This is a genomic window from Burkholderia sp. Se-20373 (assembly GCF_017104705.1).
In the GTDB taxonomy this organism is placed as follows: Bacteria; Pseudomonadota; Gammaproteobacteria; order Burkholderiales; family Burkholderiaceae; genus Burkholderia.
Window position 1 is genome coordinate 1 of record NZ_JAAGPH010000172.1, and the last position, 14,694, is coordinate 14,694.

Annotated in this window: 13 protein-coding genes and 1 pseudogene; 8 read left to right on the forward strand and 6 right to left on the reverse strand. The window is 68.6% G+C overall.

The genetic code is table 11. The features are described from left to right. The 3 genes and pseudogenes from G3N96_RS33540 to G3N96_RS33550 all read left to right on the forward strand — a co-directional run. A pseudogene (locus tag G3N96_RS33540) lies at positions 1–300 on the forward strand (biotin--[acetyl-CoA-carboxylase] ligase); the annotation flags it as partial. Beyond that, positions 297–1,097: a type III pantothenate kinase gene (locus tag G3N96_RS33545; protein ID WP_206139879.1), complete on the forward strand. Its 801-nt coding sequence runs from the start codon at positions 297–299 to the stop codon at positions 1,095–1,097. The pseudogene G3N96_RS33540 and the gene G3N96_RS33545, both read left to right, overlap by 4 nt. A gap of 206 nt (positions 1,098–1,303) precedes the next feature. After that, complete coding sequence (locus G3N96_RS33550; protein WP_089426666.1) at positions 1,304–1,546, forward strand: hypothetical protein; 243 nt, start codon at positions 1,304–1,306, stop codon at positions 1,544–1,546. A 16-nt stretch (positions 1,547–1,562) separates the two neighbouring features. Here the strand turns inward: G3N96_RS33550 and rfaE2 are convergent, their stop codons facing one another. The 6 genes from rfaE2 to G3N96_RS33580 all read right to left on the reverse strand — a co-directional run bounded on the left by rfaE2 (position 1,563) and on the right by G3N96_RS33580 (position 7,499). After that, positions 1,563–2,048 (reverse strand): D-glycero-beta-D-manno-heptose 1-phosphate adenylyltransferase, encoded by a 486-nt coding sequence (gene rfaE2, locus G3N96_RS33555; protein ID WP_089426432.1) that lies wholly within the window; start codon positions 2,046–2,048, stop codon positions 1,563–1,565. Positions 2,049–2,198: 150 nt separating this feature from the next. Beyond that, positions 2,199–3,077: a diiron oxygenase gene (locus G3N96_RS33560; protein ID WP_089441121.1), complete on the reverse strand. Its 879-nt coding sequence runs from the start codon at positions 3,075–3,077 to the stop codon at positions 2,199–2,201. A gap of 477 nt (positions 3,078–3,554) precedes the next feature. Next, positions 3,555–4,781, reverse strand: a complete 1,227-nt coding sequence (locus G3N96_RS33565; RefSeq protein ID WP_206139880.1) for a patatin-like phospholipase family protein — start codon at positions 4,779–4,781, stop codon at positions 3,555–3,557. A gap of 24 nt (positions 4,782–4,805) precedes the next feature. Then, on the reverse strand, positions 4,806–5,453 hold the full coding sequence (locus G3N96_RS33570; RefSeq protein ID WP_206139881.1) for a PhaM family polyhydroxyalkanoate granule multifunctional regulatory protein: 648 nt from the start codon (positions 5,451–5,453) through the stop codon (positions 4,806–4,808). 88 nt (positions 5,454–5,541) lie between these two features. Beyond that, entirely contained in the window at positions 5,542–6,369 is an 828-nt protein-coding gene (locus G3N96_RS33575) for an enoyl-CoA hydratase/isomerase family protein (protein WP_206139882.1), read from the reverse strand. 137 nt (positions 6,370–6,506) lie between these two features. Beyond that, positions 6,507–7,499 (reverse strand): fumarylacetoacetate hydrolase family protein, encoded by a 993-nt coding sequence (locus tag G3N96_RS33580; protein ID WP_206139883.1) that lies wholly within the window; start codon positions 7,497–7,499, stop codon positions 6,507–6,509. Positions 7,500–7,667: 168 nt separating this feature from the next. On the opposite strand from G3N96_RS33580, the gene G3N96_RS33585 reads away from it, so the two are divergent. The 5 genes from G3N96_RS33585 (at position 7,668) to metH (ending at position 14,483) form a co-directional block, all read left to right on the forward strand. Then, complete coding sequence (locus G3N96_RS33585; protein WP_011353357.1) at positions 7,668–8,534, forward strand: IclR family transcriptional regulator; 867 nt, start codon at positions 7,668–7,670, stop codon at positions 8,532–8,534. A 127-nt stretch (positions 8,535–8,661) separates the two neighbouring features. Continuing rightward, on the forward strand, positions 8,662–9,942 hold the full coding sequence (locus G3N96_RS33590; RefSeq protein ID WP_206139884.1) for a DUF3108 domain-containing protein: 1,281 nt from the start codon (positions 8,662–8,664) through the stop codon (positions 9,940–9,942). Positions 9,943–10,196: 254 nt separating this feature from the next. Then, on the forward strand, positions 10,197–10,454 hold the full coding sequence (locus tag G3N96_RS33595; protein ID WP_006477667.1) for a DUF3567 domain-containing protein: 258 nt from the start codon (positions 10,197–10,199) through the stop codon (positions 10,452–10,454). 201 nt (positions 10,455–10,655) lie between these two features. Continuing rightward, on the forward strand, positions 10,656–11,723 hold the full coding sequence (locus tag G3N96_RS33600) for a homocysteine S-methyltransferase family protein (protein WP_124582946.1): 1,068 nt from the start codon (positions 10,656–10,658) through the stop codon (positions 11,721–11,723). A gap of 42 nt (positions 11,724–11,765) precedes the next feature. Further along, on the forward strand, positions 11,766–14,483 hold the full coding sequence (metH, locus tag G3N96_RS33605) for a methionine synthase (protein WP_206139885.1): 2,718 nt from the start codon (positions 11,766–11,768) through the stop codon (positions 14,481–14,483). The last annotated feature ends 211 nt before the right edge of the window (positions 14,484–14,694 follow it).

Genomic DNA, 14,694 nt, shown 5'->3' on the forward strand with positions numbered 1-14,694 from the left:
CCCGCCGCGCTGTCAATCGCGTGCGCATCGGCCAACCTCACCGACACGCTCGCCGCGTCGCTGAACGCGCTCACGCCCGCGCTCGCGCAGTTCGGCGCCGAAGGGCTCGCGCCGTTCCTGCCGCGCTGGCACGCGCTGCACGCGTACGCGGGGCGCGAAGTCGTGCTGCTCGAACAGGGCGTCGAACGCGTGCGCGGCATCGCGACGGGCATCGACGCAACCGGCCAGCTGCTGCTCGATACGCCGGACGGCGTGCAGGCGATCGCCGCCGGCGACGTGTCGCTGCGCGAAGCGCAATGAACGAGCCGCACCTGCTGATCGACGCCGGCAACAGCCGGATCAAGTGGGCGCTGGCCGATGCGCAGCGCACGCTCGTCGAGACGGGCGCGTTCGGCCACACGCGCGACGGCGGCGCCGATCCCGACTGGTCGGCCCTGCCGCGTCCGCGCGGCGCGTGGATCTCGAACGTCGCGGGCGCCGACGTGGCCGCCCGGCTCGACGCGCTGCTCGACGCACGCTGGCCGGGCCTGCCGCGCACGACGATACGCGCGCGTCAGACGCAATGCGGCGTGACGAACGGCTATACGACGCCCGATCAGCTCGGCAGCGACCGCTGGGCCGGCCTGATCGGCGCGCACGCGGCGTTTCCGGGCGAGCACCTGCTGATCGCGACGTTCGGCACCGCGACGACGCTCGAGGCGCTGCGCGCGGACGGCCGCTTCACGGGCGGGCTGATCGCACCGGGCTGGGCGCTGATGATGCGCGCGCTCGGCACGCACACCGCGCAGTTGCCGACGCTGACCACCGACATCGCGAGCGGCCTGCTCGCCGGCGCACCGGCCGAACCGTTCCAGGTCGATACGCCGCGCTCGCTGTCGGCCGGCTGCCTGTATGCGCAGGCCGGGCTGATCGAACGCGCGTGGCGCGATCTCGCGGATGCGTGGCAGGCACCCGTGCGGCTCGTGCTGGCCGGCGGCGCGGCGGACGACGTCGCGCGTGCGCTGACGCTCCCGCATACGCGGCACGATGCACTGATCCTGTCCGGGCTGGCGCTGATCGCCGCGGAAGCGGCAACCGCAACGCCGGCGCAGGCGTGACGGCAAGACACCGGCATCGCGCCGGCGCACGGCAACGCGAGCCCGTGCGTGCCTGCGTCACGATGACGGTGAAGAACGGGCGGGGCCACGCTGGCCGCGCACGTGCACGGTCAACGGCAGGAACGAGAACGAATGAAATCGCCGGCGATGCAGCCGGCCCGATTGAATGACGTGAACCACGTCAATGACGACGAGGAGTGTCGACGATGCTGCGCTGGCTGATCGCTGTTCTCTTTCTCGCCAACATGCTCGCGTTCGTGGTGGCACGCGGCGTGTTCGGGCCGCTGCCGGCGGCCGGCCCGCGCGAACCCGGCGTGCTCGCGCGACAGGTGCGGCCCGATGCGCTGCGCGTGACGCCGCTCGCACGGGCCACCGACCAGCCCGTCATCGGCGGCCCGATCGCGCCGCCGTCCGTCACGGCCGAGCCGCTCGCCGCGTCCGCGCCCTGACGGCGCCGGGCCGCGCTCAGGACTGCTGCGCGCGAACCTTCTTCAGCAACGCGGTGGTCGAGCGATCATGCTCGAACGGAATCGCCAGCGCCCGGCCACCCCAGCCACGCACCAGCGCCGATTCCGGCAACGCATCCATGTCGTAGTCGCCGCCTTTCACGAGGATGTCCGGCCGGACCGCCTCGATCAGCGACACCGGCGTCTTTTCCTCGAACGTCACGACCCAGTCGACGCTTTCCAGCGCCGCGAGCAGCGCCGCGCGGTCTTCCTGGCGATTGATCGGCCGGTCGTCGCCCTTGCCGAGCATGCGTACCGATGCGTCGCTGTTCACGCCGACGATCAGGCATGCGCCGAGCGCCTTCGCGTCGGCGAGATAGGTGACGTGGCCGCGGTGCAGGATGTCGAACACGCCGTTGGTGAACACGACGGGCGACGGCAACGACGCGCGCAGGGCGACGAGGGCATCACGGGTGATCAGCTTGCGTTCGAAGGTGGCGGACATGATGGAAGTCGGACGGAATGGGCCACGGCGCGCGCGGCGGCGGCGCCAGATAAAAAGCCCGCCGGACTGACCGGGCGGGCTTCATGCAACGGGTAGGACATCGCGCCACGCGGCCGGCGCGATTCACGCCGGCTGCGGCGCCAACCGGCCTCAGGCCGGCTGCGCGGCCGACGACGAGCCGCTTTCGGCCTGCAGGCGGCCGGTGACTTCCTTGCGGTAGCGGTTCAGTTCCTGCGCGGTCGCGAACGTGCGCTCGAACAGGATCGACAGGTTGTGCAGGATCCGCTCGACCACCTTCTTTTCCCATTCGCCGTCGAAGCGGATCTGCTCGTCGAGCCAGCGCTCGAGCCATTCCGGATCGGGCAGGCGCGACTGCACGGTGTCGCGCGGGAACAGCGCCTGGTTCACGTGCAGGTTGGTCGGGTGCAGCGGCTTTTCGGTGCGTCGCGCCGACGCCATCAGCACGCCGATCTTCGCGAACGCGGCACGTGCGACGTCGCCGCAGTTGTTCAGCGCCTTCTTCATGTAGCGCAGGTACGCGCCGCCGTGGCGTGCCTCATCGCGCGAGATCGTTTCGTAGATCTGCTTGATGACCGGCTCGGTGTGCCAGTCGGCCGCGCAACGGTACCAGTGGTTCAGGCGGATCTCGCCGCAGAAGTGCAGCATCAGCGTCTCGAGCGGCGGCGCCGGGTCGAACTGGAAGCGCACCGCGTGCAGTTCCTCTTCGGTCGGCACCATTTCCGGCTTGAAGCGGCGCAGGTATTCCATCAGCACGAGCGAATGCTTCTGCTCTTCGAAGAACCACACGCTCATGAACGCGGAAAAGTCGCTGTCGTGCTGGTTGTCGCGCAGGAACATCTCCGTCGCGGGCAGCGCCGACCATTCGGTGATCGCGTTCATCTTGATCGTCTTCGCCTGCTCGTCGGTGAGCAGCGACGCGTCGAACTTGTCCCACGGAATGTCCTTCTCCATGTCCCAGCGGACGGCTTCGAGCGATCGGTAAAGTTCCGGATAAAGCATCGTGTTCATGATGGTCCCACCCCTGTTCTGCGCAATGCGACTTCTCTAAACGTGACTGTTGCCGCGCAAGCGCGCCCGAGCGCGCCCGAGCGCGCCTTTTGCAGCCAAGACTCTAATTTTACGCGGGAAACCGGCCAGCCGGACGGTGATTCCTCGTCCGGCAGCCGGGCGGCCGCGCCGCCGCCGTTGCGGCATGCCGCAGCCACGCTCCGCGAACGGAACCGGCTGCACGCTTGCCTGAGTGGGGGCCGACGCTGGCCGGCTCGTTGGCGCGCCCGTCCCCTGCCCCAGGCGGGTTCCCCGAAAGGTCCCGTGCGGATGCCGGATCGGCGGGCTGCTCGATATGGTGTATACGGCGGCGGCCATGATATCACGCGTGCATGACGGTTCCGAGACGCCTGCCCGGTCGTGCGCCGCCCCTCGCGGTGCGGCGATCGGTCGCGGCCGACCGTCGCGAAAACGCAACCTTACATTGCCCTGCCAGCATCAGACCCGTATTTCTCCGGTCGCGAGGCCATCTTCCGGCGGCATGCCGGCGGCCGGCGCACTGCCGCCGTCCGCGCGCGCGATCCAGCCGGACAGCGTGTCGCGCTGCGCGCGCCCGTCGCGGTAGCCGAGCTCGATCAGTTCGCGCGTGAACGCCTCCTCGAACAGCAGGTAGCTCGCGAACGACGCGCCGGCCGGCTGGCTGCCGCCGATCGCGCCGAGCAGCCCGCGCATCGTCGCCGGCATCTGCTTCAGGTGCTTCGCGGCGATCAGCTCGATGCGCTCGGACGGCGCGATCGCGAGCACGTCGACGTGCCGCCAGCCGCTGTCCACCTCGACCTGGTGCGGCAGGTGCTCGATCATCCGGTTGATGTGCTCGATGCGCTCGATGTCCGAGCCGATCGAGTCGAGGAACACGCTCGCGAGCACCTGCTGGCCGATCTGCGCGAGCGTCGGGTAGCCGCGCACCAGCCCGTGGCCGTTCGCGGCCGGAATCTCGGGCCGCGGGTCGGCCGCGCCGATGACGACGATCCGGTCCGCGCCGAAGTGGATCGCCGGCGACAGCGGCGCGATCTGCCGGATCGAGCCGTCGCCGAAGTATTCGATCTGCCCGTCGAGCACGAGCGGCACGGCCGGGAACACGAATGGAATCGCCGACGACGCGAGCAGGTGCGACGCCGACAGGTCGACCAGCCGCGCGGTGCGCTGCGCGCGCCGCCACGCCTGGATCGGCTGGGCGGCCTGGTAGAACGTGAGGTGCCGCCCGCTCGAATAGCTGAGCGCCGTCACCGCGAGCGCATGCAGCAGGCGCGCCTCGAGCATCTGCTCGATCCGGTGGAAACTCAGCTCGCGCTGCAGCAGGTGCGCGAGCGGCGCGTTGTCGAGCAACCCGCGCGGCGAACGGCGGGCCGCCCAGCCGAAGGTCATCGTCGCCAGCCAGCGTGCGCCGGCGCCCGCGATGCCGAGCCAGTCGGTGCGATATACGTAGTCGGCGCGCAACGGCTCCCAGAATTCGAGCAGGCGCCGCACGCCGTGGGAAAAGTCGTCCGCGTGGCTCGCGATCGACGTCGCGTTGATCGCGCCGGCCGACGAGCCGCACACGACCGCGAACGGCAGCGTGTGCCGCAGCGGATCGGCTTCGCGCGCGATCTCGGCCAGCGCCTTCAGCACGCCGACCTGATAGGCGGCACGTGCGCCGCCTCCCATCAGCACGAGCGCGAGCCGCATGGTCGACCTGCTACCTGCGCCGCGTCACGTCGAACGCTGCGCCGGACGGGTGTCGGCCGACGATGCGGCGGCCGCGTGCGGCGGCGCATCGCCCGGCGCGGCGGGCTGCATGCCCGGCTGCGCCATCGCGAGGCTGGCGAGCTGGTTGAACTGCGACTGCAGCAGGTTCCACCAGCCAGACGGGTCAAAGGCCTGCTGCGCGGCGTCGCCCGCCGCCGCATCCGACGCGTCGGCTTCCGGTGCCGGCGATGCGTCGCCCGATGCCGCCGACGCGTGTTTCGCCGCATGCGCGGCCGCGACGGCCGCTTCCTCGGCCGCCGACATCGAGCTCTGCGCGAACGCGCCGAACGCACGCAGCGTCGCGAGCGTCGCGCGCTGCACCTCGAGCGCCTGGATCGCGGACTGCAGCATCCCGAGGTTGAGCTTCAGCCACTGCTCGACCGCGCGCAGATCGGTGATCCGCTTGTCGAGTTCCTCGACGCTCGTGAGCGGCGCCATCATGTCGGACATGCTCGACAGCGACGGCGGCAGCCCTTGCGTGGCGCCCGGGAACGACGTCATCCCGCCGAACGGCGACATCCGCATCATGTCCCACATCCGGTCCATCATGTCGGCGGGCTTGAAGCCGGCAAAGCCGGCGAAAGGGTTGGAGCCGGAGGCATCGGTCGTCATACGGGCATCCTGGTTGACTGGGTGAGAGCGAGGCGGCCGCCGTGCGTCGCGCGAGCCGCGCCTGGGTCGATCATAGCGCCGGCGCGTGTCAGAACGGCGCGTCGCCGGGAAACTCGGGCGGGCGCCGCTCGCGCAGCGAGCGAATGCCTTCCTGCACGTCGGGCCCCGAAAAACCCATGAATTCGAGCGCCAGCGACGTATCGAAGGTCGGCCCGGCCGTGCGCAGCCAGTTGTTCAATGCGTACTTGGTCCAGCGGATCGCCGACTGCGAACCGTGCGCGAGCCGCTCGGCCACTTCGTAGGCCTTCGGCAGCAGGTCGGCCGGCTCGACCGCGAGCGAGACCAGCCCGATCCGCTCGGCCTCCTCGCCGCTCACCGGCTCGCACAGCATCAGGTAGTACTTCGCCTTCGCCATCCCGCACAGCAGCGGCCACACGATCGCCGCATGGTCGCCGGCCGCGACGCCGAGCCGCGTGTGGCCGTCGATGATGCGCGCGTCCTTCGCGGCGATCGAGATGTCGGCGAGCAGCCCGGCGACGAGCCCCGCGCCGACGGCCGGGCCATGCATCGCCGAGACGATCGGCTTGCCGCAGTTGATTACGTTGTAGACGAGGTCGCGCGCCTCGCGCCACACGCGGGCGCGCACGTCGAAGTCGTTCGCCATGTCCTCGACGAGCGCGAGATCGCCGCCCGCCGAGAAGCCCTTGCCTTCGCCGCGGATCACCGCGACGCGCGTGTCGGGATCGCGGTCGACGTCGCGCCAGATGTCGGCGAGCTCGCGATGCATGCGCGCGTTCGCGGTCGCGAGGCCGCTGCGGTTCGCGCCCTCGCCGCTCATCACGATGTCGAGCACGCCATGGTCGCGGCGCGTCACCTTCAGTGCTTCGTAACCGCCGTACGCGGCGAGATCGGCCATGCGCTGCTCCTTGCTCGAGGCTCTCGCGCCCCTGAATCGAGTGTAGCCAAGCCCGCGCGGGCAAACATCAGGCGAAACCCGGCGCGCGGGCCGGGCCCGGGTTTCGCGAAAGCGGAGCGCTACGTGCTCCGCGTGACTTACGCCGCGCCGTCGGGCGGCGCGACCGACTGCTCGATCGCGCCGAAGATCGACTTGCCGGCCGCGTCGAACATCTCGATGCGCACGGTGTCGCCGTAGCGCATGAATTCCGTCTGCGGCGCGCCGTGCTCGATCGTCTCGAGGCAGCGCTTCTCGGCGATGCAGCAGTAGCCGCGCTTCGCGTCCTTGTTCGACACCGTGCCCGAGCCGACGATCGAGCCGGCGCGCAGGTTGCGCGTCTTCGCCGCGTGCGCAATCAGCTGGCCGAAGTGGAACACCATGTCGGTGCCGGCATCGGGCTGGCCGACCTTCTTGCCATTCCAGTGGACGATCATCGGACGATGCACGCGGCCTTCGCGCCATTCGTCGCCGAGCTCGTCGGGCGTCACGGCGACCGGCGCGAACGCGGTGGCCGGCTTGCTCTGGAAGAAGCCGAAGCCCTTCGCGAGCTCGGCCGGGATCAGGTTGCGCAGCGACACGTCGTTCACCAGCGTGACGAGCCGCACGGCCTTCAGCGCTTCGTCGGGCGTCGCGCTCATCCGCACGTCGCCGGTGATCACCGCGACTTCCGCTTCGAAATCGATGCCCCATTCCTCGGACGGGCACACGACGTCGTCGCGGGCCCCGAGAAAATCGTCGCTGCCGCCCTGGTACATCAGCGGATCGGTCCAGAATTCGGGCGGCATCTCCGCGCCGCGCGCGCGGCGCACGAGCTCGACGTGGTTCACGTACGCGGAGCCGTCGGCCCACTGGAACGCGCGCGGCAGCGGCGCCATGCAGTTGGCCGGATCGAACGCGAACGCGTTGCGCGCGCGGCCGTGGTTCAGTGCGTCGTACAGGTCGCGCAGCTGCGGCGCGTAGAACGCCCAGTCGTCGAGGACGCGCTGCAGCGTCGGCGCGATCGCGTCGGCGATCGCCGCGGTGTGCAGGTCGCGCGACACGACGATCAGTTGGCCGTCGCGCGTGCCGTCCTTCAGCGAAGCAAGTTTCATAAGGGGACTCTGGCGTTGTAGTGACGATGGAGGGAATCTATTTTACGATGGTGAATCCCTGCGGCGCGCGGCGATCGTGCGTGCCGTTTTCGCCCCGATTCTTCGGCCCGGTTTTTCAGTCCGGTTTTTCAGCCCGCTTCCTGCCGCCTTTTCGCGCCCCTGCCGCCCATGCCCGCCAGCCCGCTTCCCGACGACGATCTCGCCGACTCCGACACCGACGACGCCGCTTCCGGCGAGCACGGCGAGAAGGTCCGTTCCGGCATCCAGTCGATCGAGGTCGGCTTCCGCCTGCTCGACGTGCTGACGAGCGAGCCGCGCGCGATGATGCTGCGCGACCTCGCGCAGCGCGCGGGCATGAGTCCTGCGAAGGCGCACCGTTACCTGGTCAGCTTCTCGCGGCTCGGCGTGGTGTCGCAGGATCCCGTCTCCGGCCGGTACGAACTCGGCGGCTTCGCGCTGCAGATGGGCCTCGCGCGGCTCGCGCGCGTCGACGGCGTGAAGCTCGCGCGGATCGCGCTGACCGAATTCCGCGACCGGCTCGACCAGACGGTCGGCATCGCCGTGTGGGGCAACCAGGGGCCGACGATCGTGCACTGGATGGAATCGAGCCACCCGGCGAAGGCGTCGCTGAAGCTCGGCGACGTGATGCCGCTGCTCGGCTCCGCGACCGGGCTGCTGTTCGCCGCGTACCTGCCGCGCAGCAAGACCGCCGCGATGCTCGAGCGCGAACTCGCCGATACGCGCCGCTCGCCGCACCACGGCGGCCCGCGCACGCTCGACGAGGTCGACGCGGTGCTCGCCGACGTGCGCCGGCACGAGGCCGCGCGCGTCGAGGGAATGCTGCTGCCGACGATCCACGCGTTCTGCATGCCCGTGTTCGATGCGGTCGGCGAACTCGCGCTCGCGATCGTCGCGCTCGGCCAGGAAGGCTCGTTCGACATTGCATGGGGCGGCGAGATCGACACCGCGCTGCGCGCCTGCGCGCAGAAACTGTCTTACGAACTCGGCTATAGTCCCGACGCGCGCGACGCCTGACGCATCCGGTAATCGCCCCCCGGCACCTGCCCGTCACGCAGCGCGAACGTGCGGCGCATTCGACAGTCCGATTCCTGTGGCGCGCGTTGCACGCCCGAGCTCACGCGAACGCCCCGATCCTGTCCCGATGCCCATGCAGCCTGCCGACACCCGCCCGAGTCACGCCTTGCCCCGCCACTGGCTGCGCGTGGGCATTGCGCTCGTCATCGTGCTGGTGCTGCATGCGCTCGCCGCGTTCTGGCTGATGCGCAACCGCGATTCGTTCACGCCGCCGCCACCCGCCGAAGTCCCCGTGCAGATCGAGCTGCTGAAACCGCAACCGATCGAGCGCCAGCCCGCGCCGCCCGAGCCGAAGCCGGTCGAGCAGCCGGCCGCACCCGCGCCGGCGGCCCCGAAGGCCGCCGCACCGAAACCCGCGCCTGAGCCGGTCCTCACGTCGACGCAAACAGCCGAGCACGGCGAGCCGCCGGCCGCCGCATCCGCAGCGAGTGGCGTGCCTGCCGCATCAGGCACGCATGCCGCGTCGGCTGCCGGCGCCGCCAGCACCGCGACTCCGGGCCCCGCGACGAACGGCGTGAAGTTCAACGCGCCGCCGTCCGGCGACCTGCAGTACGACACGTTCTACAACGGCATGCAGAACATGATCGGCACGATCCACTGGCGCACCGACGGGCACACCTACGACCTGTCGGTGTCGATGCCCGTGCCGTTCGTCGGCCCGTTCACCTACCGCAGCGAAGGCCGCGTCGACGCGTTCGGCGTCGCGCCCGACCGCTACGTCGAGAAGCGCGGCAAGCGGCCGGAAGACATCGCGATCTTCAACCGCGAGATCCGGCAGGTCGTGTTCACGCGCACGCCGAACAACGCGCCGCTGCCCGACGGCGTGCAGGACCGCTTCAGCATGCTGATGCAGCTGTCGGGGCTCGTGCGCGGCAATCCGTCCGCGTACAAGCCGGGCGTCACGCAGCAGTTCTTCGTGATCGACAACAACAGCGGCGAAACCTGGCCGATCACCGTGATCGGCGACGAGCAGGTGCAGACGCAGGCCGGCATCATCGGTGCGCGGCACTTCATGCGCCTGCCGCGGCGCGACGGCGACACGCGCCGCATCGACATGTGGCTCGCACCGTCGCTCGGCTGGCTGCCCGCACGGCTCGTGCAGACCGAACCGAACGGCGCGCAGATCGAGCTGCTGTGGCATGGCCGGCTCGCGGCGCCCAGCGCGCCGTCCGACGAAGCACCCGCGGGCGGCGCAACGCCCGCGCCCGCCGGTACGCCGACGCCCGACGCATCGACCGCTCCCGCTGCGGAACCGCCGCAACCCGCGCCGCCGGCTATCGCGCAACCGCCGGCACAACCGGCTGCGCCGCCCGCGCCCTCGCCTGTCACATCGCCTGTCACACAGTGAACTCGCGCGCACATGCACGCGATTCGGCAATTTCGACCGATTACAGATTTCCGTGAAATGGCCGATGACACTCTTTAACAACTATTTCAGTCCACCGGCAGACAATGGGAAACGTTTCATAGACATCGGCTTCTAACCGATACACCCCATGCAGACGGGAACGGGGTGTGCAGCGCAAGCCCCTTGAAACCGGCAAGGCTCGCCCCACCTAGGGGACAACAAGGCCAGATGCCACTGCGAAGAGGAGTGCCGCCATGCAAATGATCTACAACAGCCCCAACTACTGCGTCGTCGAATTCGCGCCGCAGGCCGGCCACCACCTGATGAATGCCGGCGGATATGAAATCGTCGACAAGAACGCGCAGCGCGAAATCTTCATCGACGGCGAACTTGCCGAACGATTCCGCGCGCACGTGAAGCAGTTGATCGAGGATGAACCGTCGCTCGATGAAGTCGACGAATTCCTCGGACAATTCGACAGCCTGATGATGATGCCCGTCGTGCTGCACTGACGACCCGCGGCCCGGCGCCTCGTGCGGCCGGGCCATTCGCCGCGCATCGACGCGGCGCCGCGAGCACTCCGATCCTGCCCCCGCCCGGTTCGCCGGCGGGGGTTTTCATTTGGCGGCCCGGCCGGCGCGGCGCAAGCCCGGGCGGCGCCCATGCGCACCGGCTACAATGACGGCTTTCCCGTCTTCGCCGGTCTTTCGCCCATGTCTGCGACTCCTCTCGCCGCTTCCGTCCCGCTCGACGCGTCCTACACGCGCGGCGCCGCTCTGCCTGCGCTGCTCAAATCGCGCATCCTGATCCTCGACGGCGCGATGGGCACGATGATCCAGCGCTACAAGCTCGACGAAGCCGCCTATCGCGGCGAGCGCTTCAAGGATTTCCCGCGCGACATCAAGGGCAACAACGAGCTGCTGTCGATCACGCAGCCGCAGATCATCCGCGAGATCCACGACCAGTACTTCGCGGCCGGCGCGGACATCGTCGAGACCAACACGTTCGGCGCGACGACCGTCGCGCAGTCCGACTACGAAATGGAAGATCTCGTCGTCGAGATGAACATCGAATCGGCAAAGCTCGCGCGCGAAGCGGCCGAGCGATACGCGACGCCGGACAAGCCGCGCTTCGTCGCGGGCGCGATCGGGCCGACGCCGAAGACGGCCAGCATCTCGCCGGACGTCAACGACCCGGGCGCACGCAACGTCACGTTCGACGAACTGCGCGCGTCGTACTACCAGCAGGCGAAGGCGCTGCTCGACGGCGGCGTCGACCTGTTCCTCGTCGAGACGATCTTCGACACGCTGAACGCGAAGGCCGCGCTGTTCGCGCTCGACGAGCTGTTCGAGGACACCGGCGAGCGCCTGCCGATCATGATCTCGGGCACCGTCACCGATGCATCGGGCCGGATCCTGTCGGGCCAGACGGTCGAGGCGTTCTGGAATTCGCTGCGCCATGCGAAGCCGCTCACGTTCGGCCTGAACTGCGCGCTCGGCGCGGCGCTGATGCGCCCGTACATCGCCGAGCTCGCGAAGCTGTGCGACACGTATGTGTCGTGCTATCCGAACGCGGGCCTGCCGAATCCGATGGCCGAGACGGGCTTCGACGAAACGCCGGACGTCACGTCGGGCCTCCTGAAGGAATTCGCGCAAGCCGGGCTCGTGAACCTCGCGGGCGGCTGCTGCGGCACGACGCCCGAACACATCGCCGAGATCGCGAAGGCGCTCGCCGACGTGAAGCCGCGCCGCTGGCCGAACCAGTACAGCGACAACGCCTGACCCGACCGCCCCCCGTCCTTCATCACCAGAATTCGCACCGCCATGACCGATCACATGATGCGCCTCGCCGGCCTCGAGCCGTTCAACGTCACGTCCGGGACACTCTTCATCAACGTCGGTGAACGCACCAACGTCACCGGCTCGAAGGCGTTCGCACGGATGATCCTCAACGGCCAGTTCGACGAGGCGCTCGCGGTCGCGCGCCAGCAGGTCGAGAACGGCGCGCAGGTGATCGACATCAACATGGACGAGGCGATGCTCGATTCGAAGGCGGCGATGGTGCGCTTCCTGAACCTGATCGCATCCGAGCCGGACATCGCGCGCGTGCCGATCATGATCGACTCGTCGAAGTGGGACGTGATCGAGGCGGGCCTGAAGTGCGTGCAGGGCAAGGCGATCGTGAACTCGATCTCGCTGAAAGAAGGCGAGGAAGCGTTCCGCCACCACGCGAACCTGATCCGCCGCTACGGCGCGGCCGCCGTCGTAATGGCCTTCGACGAAACCGGCCAGGCCGATACCTACGAACGCAAGACCGAGATCTGCAAGCGCTCGTACGACTTCCTCGTGAACGAAGTCGGCTTCCCGCCGGAAGACATCATCTTCGACCCGAACATCTTCGCGGTCGCGACCGGCATCGAGGAGCACAACAACTACGCGGTCGACTTCATCGAGGCGACCCGCTGGATCAAGCAGAACCTGCCGTACGCAAAGGTGAGCGGCGGCGTGTCGAACGTGTCGTTCTCGTTCCGCGGCAACGACCCGGTGCGCGAGGCGATCCACACCGTGTTCCTGTACCACGCGATCCAGGCGGGGATGGACATGGGCATCGTCAACGCGGGCCAGCTCGGCGTGTACGCCGACCTCGACCCGGAGCTGCGCGAGCGCGTCGAGGACGTGATCCTGAACCGCCGCGACGATTCGACCGACCGCCTGCTCGAGATCGCCGACAAGTTCAAGGCCGGGGGCGCGAAGAAGGAAGAGAACCTCGAGTGGCGCAACCAGCCGGTCGAGAAGCGGCTCTCGCATGCGCTGGTGCACGGCATCACGAACTTCATCGTCGAGGATACCGAAGAAGTGCGCGCGAAGATCGCCGCGGCCGGCGGCCGCCCGATCAACGTGATCGAAGGGCCGCTGATGGACGGGATGAACATCGTCGGCGACCTGTTCGGCCAGGGCAAGATGTTCCTGCCGCAGGTCGTGAAATCGGCGCGCGTGATGAAGCAGGCGGTCGCGCACCTGATCCCGTTCATCGAGGAAGAAAAGCGCCTGCTCGCGGAAGCGGGCGGCGACGTGCGCGCGAAGGGCAAGATCGTCATCGCGACGGTGAAGGGCGACGTGCACGACATCGGCAAGAACATCGTGTCGGTCGTGCTCCAGTGCAACAACTTCGAAGTCGTCAACATGGGCGTGATGGTCCCGTGCAACGAGATCCTCGCGAAGGCGAAGGTCGAGGGCGCGGACATCATCGGGCTGTCGGGCCTCATCACGCCGAGCCTCGAGGAAATGGCGTACGTCGCGTCCGAAATGCAGCGCGACGACTACTTCCGCGTGAAGAAGATCCCGCTGCTGATCGGCGGCGCGACGACCTCGCGCGTGCACACGGCCGTGAAGATCGCGCCGCACTACGAAGGCCCGGTGGTGTACGTGCCGGACGCGTCGCGCTCGGTGTCGGTCGCCTCCAGCCTGCTGTCCGACGAAGGCGCGACGAAGTACCTCGACGAGCTGAAGTCCGACTACGAACGCATCCGCGACCAGCACGCGAACCGCAAGGCGCAGCCGATGGTCACGCTCGCCGAAGCGCGCGCGAACAAGACCAAGGTCGACTGGGCGGGCTACCAGCCGGTGAAGCCGAAGTTCATCGGCCGCCGCGTGTTCAAGAACTACGACCTGAACGAGCTCGCGCAGTACATCGACTGGGGCCCGTTCTTCCAGACCTGGGATCTCGCGGGCCCGTACCCGGCGATCCTGAACGACGAGATCGTCGGCGAATCGGCGCGGCGCGTGTTCTCCGACGCGAAATCGATGCTCGCGCGCCTGATCCAGGGCCGCTGGCTGACCGCGAGCGGCGTGATCTCGCTGCTGCCGGCGAACACCGTCAACGACGACGACATCGAGATCTACAGCGACGAGTCGCGCTCGGAAGTGCTGCTGACGTGGCGCAACCTGCGCCAGCAGAGCGTGCGCCCGGTGGTCGACGGCGTGATGCGGCCGAACCGCTCGCTCGCCGACTTCATCGCGCCGAAGGAATCGGGCGTGGCCGACTACATCGGGATGTTCGCGGTGACGGCCGGCCTCGGCGTCGACGCGAAGGAGAAGCAGTTCGAAGCCGATCACGACGACTACAGCGCGATCATGCTGAAGGCGCTCGCCGACCGCTTCGCGGAAGCCTTCGCGGAAGCGATGCACGCGCGCGTGCGGCGCGAGCTGTGGGGCTATGCGAGCGGCGAGACGCTCGACAACGATGCGCTGATCGCGGAAAAGTACGCGGGCATCCGCCCGGCACCGGGCTACCCGGCCTGCCCCGACCACCTCGTGAAGCGCGACATGTTCGACGTGCTGCGCGCGGACGAGATCTGCATGAGCGTGACCGACTCGCTGGCGATGCTGCCGGCCGCGAGCGTGTCGGGCTTCTATCTCGCCCATCCGGACAGCACGTATTTCTCGGTCGGCAAGATCGGCCAGGATCAACTCGAGGACTACGCGCAGCGCATGGCGCTGTCGCTCGACGACGCGCGCCGCGCGCTCGCGCCGCAGCTGTAATCGGCCCGTCGACGGGCGCGCCGCTGCCCGCTATCGTCAGACAAAATAAAAAGCCCGCTCGGAAGCGGGCTTTTTTCTGCCTTTTGACCCGTCCTGAAATAGGTTGACACTTTTTCGCTGAAACGAAGAGGTGCCAAGTGGAGCAAGAGATCAAGCGGACGCAGCGGGACTACAGCCTGGCTTTTAAGCTATCGGTGGTCGAGCAGGTCGA

What these genes read in the sequence shown, in the direction of transcription:
- G3N96_RS33545 (WP_206139879.1), top strand. Translation starts at nt 297, where the DNA reads ATGAACGAGCCGCACCTGCTGATCGACGCCGGCAACAGCCGGATCAAG.
- G3N96_RS33550 (WP_089426666.1), top strand. Translation starts at nt 1,304, where the DNA reads ATGCTGCGCTGGCTGATCGCTGTTCTCTTTCTCGCCAACATGCTCGCG.
- rfaE2 (WP_089426432.1), bottom strand. Translation starts at nt 2,048, where the DNA reads ATGTCCGCCACCTTCGAACGCAAGCTGATCACCCGTGATGCCCTCGTC.
- G3N96_RS33560 (WP_089441121.1), bottom strand. Translation starts at nt 3,077, where the DNA reads ATGAACACGATGCTTTATCCGGAACTTTACCGATCGCTCGAAGCCGTC.
- G3N96_RS33565 (WP_206139880.1), bottom strand. Translation starts at nt 4,781, where the DNA reads ATGCGGCTCGCGCTCGTGCTGATGGGAGGCGGCGCACGTGCCGCCTAT.
- G3N96_RS33570 (WP_206139881.1), bottom strand. Translation starts at nt 5,453, where the DNA reads ATGACGACCGATGCCTCCGGCTCCAACCCTTTCGCCGGCTTTGCCGGC.
- G3N96_RS33575 (WP_206139882.1), bottom strand. Translation starts at nt 6,369, where the DNA reads ATGGCCGATCTCGCCGCGTACGGCGGTTACGAAGCACTGAAGGTGACG.
- G3N96_RS33580 (WP_206139883.1), bottom strand. Translation starts at nt 7,499, where the DNA reads ATGAAACTTGCTTCGCTGAAGGACGGCACGCGCGACGGCCAACTGATC.
- G3N96_RS33585 (WP_011353357.1), top strand. Translation starts at nt 7,668, where the DNA reads ATGCCCGCCAGCCCGCTTCCCGACGACGATCTCGCCGACTCCGACACC.
- G3N96_RS33590 (WP_206139884.1), top strand. Translation starts at nt 8,662, where the DNA reads ATGCCCATGCAGCCTGCCGACACCCGCCCGAGTCACGCCTTGCCCCGC.
- G3N96_RS33595 (WP_006477667.1), top strand. Translation starts at nt 10,197, where the DNA reads ATGCAAATGATCTACAACAGCCCCAACTACTGCGTCGTCGAATTCGCG.
- G3N96_RS33600 (WP_124582946.1), top strand. Translation starts at nt 10,656, where the DNA reads ATGTCTGCGACTCCTCTCGCCGCTTCCGTCCCGCTCGACGCGTCCTAC.
- metH (WP_206139885.1), top strand. Translation starts at nt 11,766, where the DNA reads ATGACCGATCACATGATGCGCCTCGCCGGCCTCGAGCCGTTCAACGTC.